The 13,751-nt window shown below is 57.8% G+C and carries 9 protein-coding genes; 5 read left to right on the forward strand and 4 right to left on the reverse strand.

Annotated features, from left to right (window positions below; translation table 11 throughout):
• Window positions 1–190 precede the first annotated feature (190 nt).
• The 4 genes from V7660_RS16470 (at window position 191) to V7660_RS16485 (ending at window position 7,430) form a co-directional block, all read left to right on the forward strand.
• A complete protein-coding gene (locus tag V7660_RS16470; RefSeq protein WP_335604142.1) occupies window positions 191–2,467 on the forward strand; it encodes a TonB-dependent receptor in 2,277 nt (758 codons plus the stop codon).
• Window positions 2,468–2,486: 19 nt separating this feature from the next.
• Window positions 2,487–4,187, forward strand: a complete 1,701-nt coding sequence (locus tag V7660_RS16475) for a carboxylesterase/lipase family protein (RefSeq protein WP_335604143.1) — start codon at window positions 2,487–2,489, stop codon at window positions 4,185–4,187.
• On the forward strand, window positions 4,184–5,770 hold the full coding sequence (locus tag V7660_RS16480) for a long-chain-fatty-acid--CoA ligase (protein WP_335604144.1): 1,587 nt from the start codon (window positions 4,184–4,186) through the stop codon (window positions 5,768–5,770). Before V7660_RS16475 ends, V7660_RS16480 begins: the two co-directional genes overlap by 4 nt.
• Window positions 5,771–5,831: 61 nt before the next feature.
• Window positions 5,832–7,430, forward strand: a complete 1,599-nt coding sequence (locus V7660_RS16485) for a carboxylesterase/lipase family protein (protein ID WP_335604145.1) — start codon at window positions 5,832–5,834, stop codon at window positions 7,428–7,430.
• A 17-nt stretch (window positions 7,431–7,447) separates the two neighbouring features.
• Here the strand turns inward: V7660_RS16485 and V7660_RS16490 are convergent, their stop codons facing one another.
• On the reverse strand, window positions 7,448–9,046 hold the full coding sequence (locus V7660_RS16490) for an FG-GAP repeat domain-containing protein (protein WP_335604146.1): 1,599 nt from the start codon (window positions 9,044–9,046) through the stop codon (window positions 7,448–7,450).
• Window positions 9,043–10,386, reverse strand: coding sequence for a spinster family MFS transporter (locus V7660_RS16495; protein WP_335604147.1), 1,344 nt, complete (start codon window positions 10,384–10,386; stop codon window positions 9,043–9,045). The genes V7660_RS16490 and V7660_RS16495 overlap by 4 nt, the downstream gene beginning before the upstream one ends.
• A 427-nt stretch (window positions 10,387–10,813) precedes the next feature.
• On the opposite strand from V7660_RS16495, the gene V7660_RS16500 reads away from it, so the two are divergent.
• On the forward strand, window positions 10,814–11,482 hold the full coding sequence (locus tag V7660_RS16500; RefSeq protein WP_348210370.1) for a TetR/AcrR family transcriptional regulator: 669 nt from the start codon (window positions 10,814–10,816) through the stop codon (window positions 11,480–11,482).
• 106 nt (window positions 11,483–11,588) lie between these two features.
• Here V7660_RS16500 and V7660_RS16505 read toward each other — a convergent pair whose 3' ends face one another.
• Together V7660_RS16505 and V7660_RS16510 are read right to left on the reverse strand one after the other, a co-directional pair.
• Window positions 11,589–12,743 (reverse strand): pyridoxal phosphate-dependent aminotransferase, encoded by a 1,155-nt coding sequence (locus V7660_RS16505; RefSeq protein ID WP_335604149.1) that lies wholly within the window; start codon window positions 12,741–12,743, stop codon window positions 11,589–11,591.
• Between the two features lie 59 nt (window positions 12,744–12,802).
• On the reverse strand, window positions 12,803–13,639 hold the full coding sequence (locus tag V7660_RS16510; RefSeq protein ID WP_335604150.1) for a sulfite exporter TauE/SafE family protein: 837 nt from the start codon (window positions 13,637–13,639) through the stop codon (window positions 12,803–12,805).
• Window positions 13,640–13,751: the final 112 nt, after the last annotated feature.

Below are 13,751 nucleotides of genomic sequence, written 5' to 3' on the forward strand. Positions count from 1 at the left end.
CTTGCTGGGCTGGCCAATAACAATTATCCCCGAAGACCTTTCTGAATGACGCCTTCAGATGGACGAACTAGGCATGAAATTTAAAGTTTCACTCTCACTAGAGTGAATATTATTGACAGGAGCGAATATTTGTTTTCCAACACGTCATGAAAAGCGGGAAAACCCGCTTTCATACAGGGAGGAAAATCCAATGACTCTACGGTCAATGGCGTCCGTATCGGCGATTTCGTTCGCGGTACTGGGAACGCCCGCTTTTGCACAACAAACATCGACTGCTGACGAGGTTTCGCAAGAATCATCCAATGATGAAGCGCGTCAGGATACAATCATCGTGACCTCAACCCGACGGGAGCAGAGCCTGCAGGACGTGCCGCTGGCCGTCACGGCCTTCCAGCAGGAAGCCATGTCGGAAAAAGGCATTGTCAGCTACGACGGCCTCGCCCGCGAAACGCCAGGTATCGTGCTGAACCAGCCGACCGCCAACTTCAACACAATCACCACCCGCGGCATCGCCACCAATGGCTACGGCGCCAACCTTCAGGCCGCCACCGCGATCTACATCAACGAGCTTCCGATCTCTTCGAACGGTAATTCGACCATTCTCGACCCGACTCTGTTCGACGTGGAGCGGGTGGAAGTATTGCGCGGGCCGCAGGGCACGCTGTTCGGTGCAAACTCGCTGTCCGGCGCCGTGCGTATCCTCACAAAGAAGCCTAATCCGAACAAGTTCGAAGCGGCCACACTGGTCGATTTCGGCCTGACAGATGGCGATGCCCTCCGTCAGCGTTATAACGGCATGGTCAATATTCCGCTCGTGTCGGATCAATTGGCGCTGCGAGTCGTTGGCTTCTACCGCGATGAGGACGGCTGGGTCGATAACCTTGGCACGGGCATTGAAGGCGCGAACTCACTGAAGGCGGTCGGTGGCCGTGCGCACCTGCTGTGGGAACCGACCAGCAAATTCGACGTCGGTTTGCTCATTATCCGCGAGGACAACGAGCCGGCAGATTCAGGTCTCACCAATCCTGACCGTGGCGAATTCATTCGTTATACGGACCGTCCCGACCTCTTCCAGTCAGACATGACCAGCTATAATCTGACAGCCAACTGGGACATGGATTTCGCGACCCTTACCAGCTCCTCTAACTATTCTCAGATCGACGGCAAATTCATTGTCGATCTGGCGGGCACGTTCGGCGGGGGCATTCCCTTCGCGCTTGATGCAGTCGGGCATGACGAAAACTTCGTGCAGGAAGTCCGTCTGGCTTCCGCGGATGGCGGAAGCTGGGACTGGATCGTCGGCGGCTTCTACTTCAACAAGCGCCGCGACATCGATTATGACTACCGCTCCTCGCAGGAATTCCTCGATTCGCGCGGCCTGACTGGCTTGCCGGATGAGTATTACTATCGGTTCAAGGGCTATTTCGACGCCATCGAATCGGCAGCCTTCGGTGAGCTGACCTATCACTTCTCCGACCAGCTGTGGGCGACCGGCGGTCTGCGCTATACCGAAACCTCGGTGCAGTCGCACACCCTTGCTGGCGGCTACAACTCGAACTACCTGACCGCCGCGCTCCTGGGCTTTACCAATACGCCCCTCACGATCACCCCGGTCACGGCGGCAGACGGGCTCAAGGTCGAAGCGGACAACCTGTCCTACAAGGGTAGCCTATCCTACAAGCCGGTGGACAATCTTACGACCTATGCGTCGGTTTCGACAGGCTTCCGCTCGCCGGTGGCGAACGCCCGTGCTGGTCTCGCCAGCGGGGTGGACCCCAACGACATCATCATCCCGAACGGGGCCGATTCGGATACGCTCATCAGCTATGAAGTTGGCGCGAAAGGTTCCTTCTTCGACCGCAAGCTGACCGCGAATCTCGCCGCCTATTACATTAACTGGGAAGATATCCAGGTTCAGGCCAACCGCCTGTCAGATCAGGCGCAATTCGCGACCAATATCGGCAAGGCTGTCAGTCAGGGCCTCGAATTCGAGATCGGCTACATTCCGGGCAACGGTTTCAGCCTGTTCGCGAACGGCTCGATCAGCGACACCGAGATTACGGACCTGACCGATGAAGAGGCCGCGATCTCTGGTGCAGAAGAGGGCCTACAACTTGCCATGCCCGACTTCCAGGGGGCTATCACGGCTCGTTACGATTTTGGTATCGGCGACAAGGATGCCTTCGTGACCGCCACGGCCGCCTATGTCGGCGATTTCCCGGGCATGTTGCCGAACGTGCCGGGCCAGCCTGGCGTACCGGCCGCGACTTTCGATTACACCGACGCATACACTGTTGTGAACGCGCAGGCTGGCATCTCGAAGGATGACTGGAAAGTGGTCGCTTATGTCGAGAACCTGTTAGACGACAGCTCGATCACTTACGTCCACCCGGAAGGCTTCCTTGATAGCCGCTATGCCCGTGTGCGCCCGCAAACGGTCGGCGTTCGCGTCAGCTACGAATACTGATTGCGGAAGGGAGAGACTGATGCCGAGACTGGATAGATTATTGGCCGAAGGTCTGCAGGTGAGGCGCGTAGGTGCGGCGCTTGCCCTTCTTGTCCTCTCGGTATCACCTCTCCTGGTGACCAGCTGTGCGGGTGTGGACGCAATGTCCGTGGACAGCGTTGTTGCTGACACGCCCGCTGGCTCCCTTCTTGGGGCAAATGAAGACGGTATCGACGTATATCGCGGTATTCCTTATGCACTGGCCCCGACGGGCGAGCGCCGGTGGGCTCCGCCCGCTGCGGTTCCGGACTGGGAGGGGCAACGCGAAGCGCAGGCATTCGGCCCCGCATGTCCTCAGCCGGAATCGCGAGCTCAAAGCATATACGCGACAGAGCTTGGTGCCGTTTCGGAAGACTGCCTGAGCCTGAATGTCTGGACGCCCGAAGACGCCAAGGATGCGCCGGTTTTCGTGTGGATTCATGGAGGATCCCTGACCACAGGAGCGGGCAGCCAGGCCATGTATGATGGCGCCAGAATGGCGCGTGAGCAGGGTCTCGTCGTTGTGACGATCAACTATCGTCTGGGGGTCCTCGGATATCTTGCCCATCCCGGATTGAGTGCAGAATCCGAGCAGGGCATTTCAGGAAATTACGGGCTGATGGATCAGATTCTCGCTCTGAAATGGGTTGAGCGGAACATCGCCGCCTTCGGAGGTAATCCGGACAATGTGACGGTCGCAGGAGAGTCTGCGGGCGCGCTCAGCACAGTCCTGCTGATGACGTCGCCCAAGGCCAAGGGTCTGTTCGACAAGGCTATCGCTCAAAGCGCCTACATGGTGACCATGTCCGCATTGAAAGAAGAAACCAACGGATTGCCATCCGCGGAGTCCGTGGGATCTGATCTTCTGGACCGGATGGGCGTGGAAGACATTGACGCTCTCCGCGCGATGCCCGCTGGCAAGATTGTCGGACTGGCAGGAAAGGCAGGTTACTTTCCCTTTGCTGTAATTGATGATGTTTACCTGACCGATCAGATGGTCGCGACTTTCGACAAGGGCGAACAGGCGCCTGTGCCTGTTCTGGCGGGATTCAACGAAGGTGAAATCCGCTCCCTGCGATTCCTCTTGCCCCCAATCCCAAAACAGGATGCTTACGAAACAGCTATTCGGACTGGATATGGCGAACTCGCAGACGAGTTCCTGAACATCTATCCGTCGGACAGTCTGGAATCGAGCATGCTCGCAACAACTCGCGACGCGATGTATGGATGGACGGCAGAGCGTCTCGCGGCCTCGCAAACATCGCAAGGCATCCCCTCATTCTTCTATCTGTTTGATCATAGCTATCCGGCTGCTGATCGATGGGGCCTGCATGCCTTCCACGCCGCAGAAATTCCTTATGTCTTCGGAACGATGTCCGAGGCTGTCGCGCCTTGGCCTGAAATACCGAATACGGATGAGGAGCGCGGCCTGTCGCAGGCCATGATGGCATATTGGGCTAGTTTTGCACGGGATGGATATCCGGCAGCCGTGGGTGCCGCGGAGTGGCCATCCTATGGGGACAAGGCGACCGGCATGGTCTTCGCCGAACACCCGCAGCCTTGGCCGATGCTCGCCCGGGAACGCTATGCCTTGCATGAAGAGGTGGTCTGCCGCCGGCGCGCAGCTGCCAATATTCCCTGGAACTGGAATGTCGGCGTCCTGTCACCTCCCTTGCCCCCAAAGGACCCAAAATGCCAATGATCGATGGTGCCATCCAAGACTACGCACTCACACTCGACAAGTTTCTTGACCACGCAGCGAAATGGCGCCCCTCGACAGAAGTCGTGACGGCGCGCGCGGACGGCAGTACAGCTCGCATCGGGTATGCCGGACTTCGGGAGCGTGCCAAGCGCGTAACGTCCGTACTCAACGATCTGGGTGTCAAGACGGGCGACCGTGTCGCCACGCTGGCCTGGAATACTCAAGCGCACATGGAGTGCTGGTATGCGGTGATGGGTGTGGGCGCTGTGTGCCATACGCTCAACCCGCGTCTCACGAGCGAGCAGTTGGCCTGGATGCTCGGCCAGTCTGAGGCATCAATCCTGATTGTGAGCAGCGATTTGCAGCCCTTGGCTGCCAGTATTGCAGAGCAGGCTCCCGGGGTCACAAAGGTATTGGTTATCGACCTTTCAGAGGGCGATGTGCTGGATACTGCCAGACTGCCTTCGGTGCAGGCTCTCGAGGAGGTGATGTCGAGCAAATACACGGACATTCCCTGGGGAAATTTCCCGGAAACAACGCCATGTGGCCTTTGCTTTACTTCTGGCACAACAGGCGCGCCCAAAGGCGTGACTTATACACACCGTGGAAACTATCTGCACACCATGCGCCAGCTTCAGGCGGATGTCTCCGGAATTACATCCCATGATGTCGTGTTGCCCGTCGTGCCAATGTTTCATGCCAGCGCATGGGGGCTTCCATTCTCCGCACCTGCCACCGGAGCAAAACTCGTGCTGCCGGGGCGACATTCGGATGGAGAAAGCCTCGCGCATCTCATCGCCGATGAAGGTGTGACGATTGCGGTAGGTGTCCCGACAATCTGGACGGGCCTTTTGGAATATCTTGAAACAACCGATCTCGAATTGCCGTCTCTGAAGCGGATCATGGTTGGCGGCGCTCCCATGCATCCCGCCTTGATGAAGAGGATCGAAGCTCGCGGGATATGTGTACAGACCACGTGGGGCATGACGGAGCTGTCACCGCTTGGAACGGCCGCGCCTCCGGAGGACGAGCGTTCACCGGAGACTGCGGGTCGACCTGCGGTCGGACTCGATCTGATGTTGACCGACCATAATGGGAAGCCTCTGGCCGAGCAGCGCGGCAGGGAAGGTCATCTCTGGGTGCGAGGGTCGTCAGTGGTCGCGCGCTATTTCGGCCAGACCGAAGACGCTACGAAAGATGGCTGGTTCGAGACGGGTGATCTTGCTGTCCTGAGCGAGGCGGGCCAGGTTTTCATTACGGGGCGGTCCAAGGATCTGATCAAATCCGGTGGGGAGTGGATCAATCCGACGGAAATCGAGACGCTTATCTCCCGAATGCCGGAAGTCGCGCTTGCCGCAGTGGTCGGGCGGCCTCATCCAAAATGGGGCGAGCGGCCAGTTCTACTTGTCGAAATTCGTGAGGGGTACACGCTCAGTGACGAGTCGCTTCTTGCGGGGCTGAAAGGGCATGTCCCAAACTGGTGGATACCTGATGAAGTTATCCGCATTGGCGCGATGCCGCTGGCAGGAACTGGAAAGATCGACAAGTTGAGCTTGCGGGAGCTATGCGCAACAACGGCATGAAATGAAAAGGGATGAGACAATGAGACCAAGCCCTCAATACGCCAGTTTGGCGGTTCTCCTGATGGTCGCATTCGTTTGGCTGTCGGCCTGTGCTCGTCCAATCGACCGCCTGACCGGCCCGGTTGTCGAGGTGGAGCAGGGGCAACTGGTTGGCGTCCGCGAGGCGGGGCTGAATGTTTTTCGCGGTATTCCCTATGCGGCCGCGCCGATCGGTGAGAGACGGTGGAAACCGCCATCTGGTCCAGTAGCGTGGAAGAGTGTCCGTGAAGCTGCCGAGTTTGGCCCAAGCTGCATTCAGCCTGAGGTTCCGGCGAGTAGCCTTTATTATAATCCTCCGGCCAAAACCTCCGAAGATTGTCTGACCCTAAACATCTGGAAGCGCCCAGATTCCGTGAAGGCTCCGGTCATCGTCTGGATTCACGGCGGATCACTTCGCATCGGCGGTAGTGAGCGGCCGATGTATGATGGATCCGAATTTGCGGACAGGGGCGTCGTGTTCGTCTCCTTGAACTACCGTTTGGGCGTACTCGGATGGTTGGCGCATCCAGACCTCAGTGCGGAATCTGAAGACAGTGTCGCTGGAAATTATGGCCTTCTCGACCAGGTTGCCGCTCTGAAATGGGTTCGCGCCAATATCTCGGCGTTCGGTGGCGATCCGGATAATGTCACCGTGATGGGAGAGTCGGCCGGCGCCCTGAGCACAACCTATCTGCTGGCCAGTCCCGCAGCACGGGGCCTGTTTCAGAAAGCGATCATCGAGAGCACAAACAGCCGGAATTTCCCCGAACTTCGCGCATCCTCCTTTAGATTGCCATCTGCAGAGGCACTTGGCACACACGTGTTCGAGGGGCTCAAGGTTGACGGTGTTGAAGCGGCCCGAGGCCTAGATGCGCAAGACATCACCTCTCAGGCAAGTCGAATAGGATTTGTCCCGCAAGGCACGATCGACGGCAAAGTCCTGCCGATGCAGATAATTGAATCGTTTGACGAAGGAGCCTTTGCAAAAGTGCCCATACTTGCTGGCTTCAATAGTGGAGAGATCCGCGCCCAGCGTATGTTCCTGCCTCGTGCAGCTGGCACGCCGGAAGCCTACGAAGCCGCGATCACCGAGCGGTATGGAGATATCTCAGACGAGATGCTTGCGCTCTATCCCAGTGATGACGTCGAGGCTGCGAAGCTCGCCACGCTTCGCGATGCGATTTACGGTTGGGCGACCGAGCGGGTTGTCCGCAGTGCCACGGAAGCAGGTCAGCCAGCTTTCATGTATGTGTTCGATTACTGTTACCCGAATGCGCGCGAAGCGGACCTCTGCGCGTTCCATGCCAGTGAATTGCCATTTGTGTTCGGCGCGCTGGATGCCGACTCCCTGCCGCCGAACTGGCCTGTCCCTGACGGTGAGCATGATCGGGACGTATCGGACACCCTCCTCGATTACTGGACATCGTTTGCGTCCACCGGACAGCCGGAAAGTCGCGCTGGCCCTGCATGGTCTGCCTATGGGGCTGAGGAGGCCTATCTGAGAATTGCGTCTGAGCCTGAAATGCTTGTCGATCCGTTCCCGGGCATGTTCGAGATGCACGAAAAGCTCGTCCAGCAGAGGAAGGAGAACAGCGAGCCCTGGTTCCTCAACATTGGTGTCGGCGCAAAGCCTCTGGACTAGGCGTCTGCCAATGGAGCCTAATGGCCAATCTTGTTTGGCGCGGTATAGGTCATTTCCGTTTCGTACGTGTCCATCCAGTTCTCGGGAGGTAGCGGCAGGGCGCGACTGTCCTCGGTTCGCGCCTTCGTGAAGACCGGCATAGGCTTGTCCGAGCGAACCTGTTCCAGCCAGAACACGCCGTCATAGCTTCCGCTGTTGCCACGCGTTGCAACGAGGTCAACGTCGCCATCCTTGTCCATGTCCACGGCGAGGAAGCCGTCATACATGCCCCGCACCAGGCGCAGCATGTCATGGCGTTGCCACGTCAGCCGGGCATCTCCGGGGTTTTCGAACCATGCAATCCGGCCAACGGTAGAGGCGGAGGTGACGCGCGGGTCGTCCTGATCGCGCGGCGCACCGGAATAGGCGCCGGCCAGAATATTCAGGCCGGAATATCCTCCGGTGACAGCATCGAGATCGCCGTCTCCGTCAATGTCAGCAAGGGCGATCCCCGCAATAATGTCCGGCAAGGTGTTGCCGATAGGAAAATAGGTCCACGGTGCGTCGAGCTGATCCGGCTGTTTCAGCCAGCCAAGCCCCGCAGCTAGCGGGCTGCCCTCATATGCCTGAGGCGTTTCGTAGACTGCAACCACAAGGTCCTTGCGACCGTCGCCATCCAGATCGGCAAAGGCGGACTGGAACGCGCTGGATGCACCTTTCCAGTCCTCCGAAACGGGCTGCCCGGTCGTGATCGTGATGGGATGCGGTTGAATGTTGAGCTCCTGTCCGGGGACGGGCTCCACCACTTCAAGGATTGCCATCTCGAGATGTAACCGAGCGGCAACCAGAACATCCAGGTCACCATCTTCGTCGATATCTATCGGCATCGCCGTGTTCGGCACGACTTCCCGCGACAAGACCTGCTCGTGCCAGCTCGATTGAATGAGGGGATCTCCATCCACCCGGAAGAGCGATGTAGGACGGCTTGCGGTTGGCTGGGACGGGTCGATGATGTCCGATGCCCCCTTGTTCGCGGCCAGCACGTCCAGGCGCCCATCCTGATCCATGTCCGCCGTAAAGACGCGAAGCCATGACCCACGGTCCTGTGTGATCTCCGGGATCAATCCTTGCCAGACTTGCGTCCGGGCGTTTGTCCCGGGGCTCTGGAGATAGAGAAGGTGTGCTTCTTCACAAGCCGCCACGAGATCGAGCCACCCATCGCCGTTGAGGTCGCCTATTGCGACATCTTCGATGGCGGCAACGGTTTCGCCTTCCGCGATGGTCACATTTTCCCAGACGTCGGGATCATCCGTGCCGAAGGCGATGCGAAGATGATTGGAATCCTCATGCACAGAGACAATATCGATGTGCCCGTCTTGGTCGATATCCGCCATCGCCAGCCCATCACCGCCCCGGATGGCTATTCCGCCATTTGTCTGCTCATCATCGATCAGGTGCTCGCGCCACGAAATGTAGCGGCCATCTTCTGCCCGAGCCGTGCTTGGAGTTTCATCTACATTGAGGCGTGACGCATCCGTTGCTGTCGTGACGGTGTTGCTGGGCGCCTGACATGCCGCGACAGCAAGAAGGATCGATCCGAGGAACTCGGGCCGGTAGCGGGTTCTTTGGCGCGTCATTGCTCCAGCCTCGCGATGTCCCTCCGAATATTATTCGCTGCGAGCACATAATGGAGACAGGCCCAGAGCGCTCCGATAACGCCGCAAATCAGCATGGCCGTTGCGAGCGGGGTTTCGAATCCTGCGCGCGTGAAGCGATCACTGAGTGCGCCCACGATGAGCGGACCGAGACCCAGACCGATCAGATTCAGGATGAAGAAGAGAACGGCTGACGTAAGGGCTCTCATGCGGACACTGACCAGACTGTGGGACACGGCGATAACCGAGCCTAGATAGGCCGCTGTCAGGAAATTGAAGGGCGCGGTCAGCAGCAGGGCAACACGGGGCGATCCTGATGTCAGCGCGATCACCAGAACGGGCACAATCATGAAGGTGAGAATGCCGGGAATCCAGAGATACCAGCGTATATCGCGAGCCCCGAAACGGTCGGCCATCCAGCCCCCGAAAAATGAGCCTGCGGCGCCTCCAATCCCGCTCGTCAATGCCATCCATGTTCCGACGGTGCTGAGGCTGAGATCGAAATTGCGCAGGAAGTAGGACGGAAACCAGTTACCAATGCCATAGATAAGAAAAGCCTGCAGGCTGGCGGCCAGAGCAATGTGCCGGAAGGAGACATGGCCCCACAACAGTTTGATGACGTCTTTGATGGGCGGCGTGGACAGATCTTTTTTCTGAGTGCCCTCAGACCATCCACGGACGGGTTCCCGGACTGTGAAACGCAGGACTATGGCGAGCAGGACTCCCGGAGCGCCCACGACAAAGAATGCAAGGCGCCACCCGAATGCGTCAGCGATCCGGCTGCCGAGTGCGAAGCCAAACAGGATGCCGATATAGATGCCGATTGAATAGACAGACAGGGCGAGAGCTCTGTTCTTTGGCTTGAAGATGTCGGAGAGCATGGAGTGAGCAGGGGGGCTGCCGCCGGCTTCCCCCACGCCGACGCCAACGCGTGCCAGGAGCAGGTGGACGAAGTTTGTGGCAAGTCCGGACACGGCGGTCATGATACTCCAGACCGTGAGGGCCCAGACAATAATGTTCCTGCGCACGCCCTTGTCCGCCCAGCGCGCGATCGGGATGCCGCATATCACGTAAAAGAGGGCGAACGCGAAACCTGTCAGCAGGCCAAGCTGGGTGTCAGAGAGACCGAGTTCAGCCTTTATCGGTTCCTGAAGAATAACGAGCAGCTGACGGTCTACGAAATTGAATGCGTAGATGACCGTGAGGACCAACAGAACATAGATGCGATATTTCTTGCTCGTGTAGGGCGTGCTTTCCGCCGTTTCCGAAGCCGGCGGTCTCGTATGGACGGAGTCCGCCTGTGCTGCTGCCTCTTCCTTCACATTTCTCTCCCCAGAGTTTTGGTATTGTTTTCTTGATGATTGTCCAACGACTGATCCTTCAGATCGCTTGCCGGAAACCTCTCTACTGGAAAGATATTCACTCATAAGAGAGTGAAGTCAATTGAATCGTTTCGTCTTCCCTTGTACAGGATCAATAGAGAGAACGGCGCGGCCTTATGGAAACCCTCATCGCATACTGAGGACTGTGGGCCGTTCCGGGTGACCATCATCGTAGCAATCTGGGCAGTTGCCTGGCGCTTTATGGGTGGGCACACGGTTCCAGATTATTTGGTGCCGTAAGGGCAACAGGAAAAGTCGGGACGAATCGGTAGAGAGTCGATCAGAGACAGTGAATATTCGCCCCCTTGGGGGCCAGTGGTTGACGGACGTGAATCGGGCGATCTACCCTGAAAAAAAGGACGGCGCGATGTCGAATGCGAAAACCAAGCAACCCCGCCGCAGCAAGGCAGAGCAGCGTGCGGAAAGCATTGAGCAGATTCTAGATGCAGCGGAATACCTGTTCTCCCGGAATGGTCTGCACGGGGTTACCTTGCGAGACGTCGCCAAACGTGTCGGTATCCACACCACCCTTGTCCACTACTATTTCGAGGACAAGCAACACCTGTTCGAAGCCGTATTTGCGAGGCGGGCCGGAGTAACCAGCGACGGGCGGATGGAAGCTCTCAGTAAGTATGAAGAGGCCGCCGGCGACAACCCAACCGTTGAGGGCGCCCTTCATGCCTTCCTCGATACCGATCTCGATCTCTATTATGAGGGCGGCGAGCACTGGATGAACTATGCCGCATTTTGTGCGCGGGTCAGCAATACACCCGAGGGCGCAGAACTGATGGACAAGCATTTTGATCCCGTTGTTTTGAAGCTTGTCAGTATTCTGAAGCGCGCGTTGCCAGACTATTCAGAGCAAGATATTTTCTGGGGATACCATTTCGTCACTGGCTCCCTCATGAATACACTCGCATGCACAGGACGGATCGACCGACTGTCCGGGGGTGTATGCAAGGCTGAGGACTTTCCCGCCGTGAAAAAGCGCATGGCCAAATTCATGGCGGCCGGTTTTCTGGCGCTGGGAATCTGAGTTCAGCGGCATTGGCGCAATCTTGATTTCAAAATGACAAACGCGGCAAGGGATGTACCCATGCCGCGTCTCTTGTTGCGCCGTGATTGGCGTAGTCTCTGCCTTGTCAGGCGCTGACCACTTCCGGAAGGGCTTTGCAGAACCGCTCGACGTCTTCGATCTTGCCCATCGAAACCCGTGTCCATTCATTATAGTCCATATACTGGCCGCGAACCGAGATGAGCTTGGCGCTCATGGCCTTCTGGACATCATTGGCTTCCTTGCCGGACTTGAAATACACAAAGTTTGTCTGCGACGGCAGCCGCTCCAGGCCGAGCGTATCAATGGTCATGTTTACCATCTCGCGGGCTTCGACGATCTTCTTCTTGGAATAATCAATGAAAGCCTCGTCCTGATACGCACCAATCGCCGCCGCATAGGATGTGCATGGCGACCAGGACATGACCACACCGCGGATTTTCTCGGCCGTCTCAGCCGAGGAGATGGAGTATCCCATCCGCAGGCCGGCCATGCCGAAAATCTTCGAGAAGGTACGCGTTACAATCACGTCGTGGCCTTCATTGATCAGCCCGATACAGGTGTTGCCTTCTGGATCATCGGCGAGTTCCATATAGGCCTCATCCACCAGAACAGTGGTCTTGGCGGCCATGCGCTTTACCGAAGCTTTGAGGGTCGCGGCATCCGAAACCATCCCGGTCGGATTGTTGGGGTTGCACAACTGGACGATGCCGGTATCGGAAGACACCTTCGCTTCGATCGCTGCGAGGTCCACGCTCATGTCCGCCGCGAGTGGGACGCGATCAATGCTGCCGACGCCCTGATTGACGGCGTACAGGGCGGTCGTATCCCAGAACAGGCGCGGGGCGACGATGGGGCCTTCCTTACCGTAGATCATGGCGATCGCGCTGAGCACTTCACCAGACCCCGTGGTCAGGACGATCTGCTCAGGCGCCACGCCATGCTTGTCCGCGATAAGTTGCATGAGCGTCTGCACCGCCTCCTGGGAGGTATAGTACGCGCCCTTGCTCGCCGCATATTCAACCATTTTCAACGCCGACTTGGAGGGGCCATAGGGGTTCTCGTTGCGTGACAGCAGCGCGACACCTTCCTTGGGGCCCAACAGGTAAGGATCGGGGGTCGTGCTCGCCGGAAAAGCCCCTTGCGTTTCAGCCGAGGTGGTTGCGCATGCGGCAAGGCTCGTCATCGTGGATGCGGCGAGACCCCCCGCCATCAAGAACCGTCTTGATACGTCAAATGCCATTTTCATTTCCTTCCTGATTCATTTGTTACTCAACACGTTTGATCTTGTTTCACCCGGTATCAGGTGAACGAATTCCATAGAACGATCGCAGAGGTCGCGACCAAGTATACCCCGAATACCCGTTTCAGGGCAGGACCGTTCAGGGCGTGCGCCGCTCGGGCGCCGAGCGGTGCGGTGATGAACGACATGGCCGTGATGGCCACGACGGCGAGGATATTGACGTAGCCGAACGACCCGACCGGCAACTGGCTGGCGCCGAGGCCGAGGAGCGCAAATCCGATGGCGCCGGGAACTGCGATAATGACGCCAAAGCCGGACGCCGTTCCCACGGCCTGGTGAATGGGCCGGCCGCACATGGTCATGGTTAGAATGGCAATCGTGCCACCGCCAATCCCCAGCAGGGCCGAGAACCCGCCGAGAAAAGAGGCGAGCCCGGCCAACGCGACGCCCTTGGGCATTTCATCGGACAGCTTCACATCCTTCAGTACCGGCATGATGAAGTGCAGCCCCATCAGGAAAACACCGATAGAGAAGATCCATTTGAGGGAGCGGCCATCCATGAATTGCGCCAGGATAATTCCGCCGACGACGCCGATGAGAAGCCAGGGCGCCCAGTCCTTTATGATCTGGAGATCAACCGCCCCTCGTTTATTATGTGCATGGACGGATCTGGATGATGTAACGATAATTGTCGCCAGAGATGTCCCAATGGCGACATGTGTCAGCACTTCGCCGTCCACGCCGAAGAAGCTGAAAACCAATAGCAGGGCAGGGACGACAACGAACCCCCCCCCAATCCCAAATAATCCCGCGACGAAGCCGGCAATCAAGCCGGCAATCATCAACACACTAATTAGCTGTGCCAATTGTGCCGGATCATACTCAAGTCCCAACATTAACGGTCCAGTTCTGAAAGAAGGTCAAATTTGAATTCGGAGACGGTGAAAGGGGGCGTTCGAAAACGCCCCCCATCTGTAGCAACTCGCCTGTGGGCTGAGTTGATGCGCA

This window comes from Hyphomonas sp. (genome assembly GCF_036964145.1).
GTDB lineage: Bacteria > Pseudomonadota > Alphaproteobacteria > Caulobacterales > Hyphomonadaceae > Hyphomonas.

Excerpts from the sequence above, each read along its gene's own strand:
- V7660_RS16505 (WP_335604149.1), bottom strand. The coding sequence starts at position 12,743 with ATGGCATTTGACGTATCAAGACGGTTCTTGATGGCGGGGGGTCTCGCC.
- V7660_RS16500 (WP_348210370.1), top strand. The coding sequence starts at position 10,814 with ATGTCGAATGCGAAAACCAAGCAACCCCGCCGCAGCAAGGCAGAGCAG.
- V7660_RS16480 (WP_335604144.1), top strand. The coding sequence starts at position 4,184 with ATGATCGATGGTGCCATCCAAGACTACGCACTCACACTCGACAAGTTT.
- V7660_RS16475 (WP_335604143.1), top strand. The coding sequence starts at position 2,487 with ATGCCGAGACTGGATAGATTATTGGCCGAAGGTCTGCAGGTGAGGCGC.
- V7660_RS16485 (WP_335604145.1), top strand. The coding sequence starts at position 5,832 with ATGGTCGCATTCGTTTGGCTGTCGGCCTGTGCTCGTCCAATCGACCGC.
- V7660_RS16490 (WP_335604146.1), bottom strand. The coding sequence starts at position 9,046 with ATGACGCGCCAAAGAACCCGCTACCGGCCCGAGTTCCTCGGATCGATC.
- V7660_RS16510 (WP_335604150.1), bottom strand. The coding sequence starts at position 13,639 with ATGTTGGGACTTGAGTATGATCCGGCACAATTGGCACAGCTAATTAGT.
- V7660_RS16470 (WP_335604142.1), top strand. The coding sequence starts at position 191 with ATGACTCTACGGTCAATGGCGTCCGTATCGGCGATTTCGTTCGCGGTA.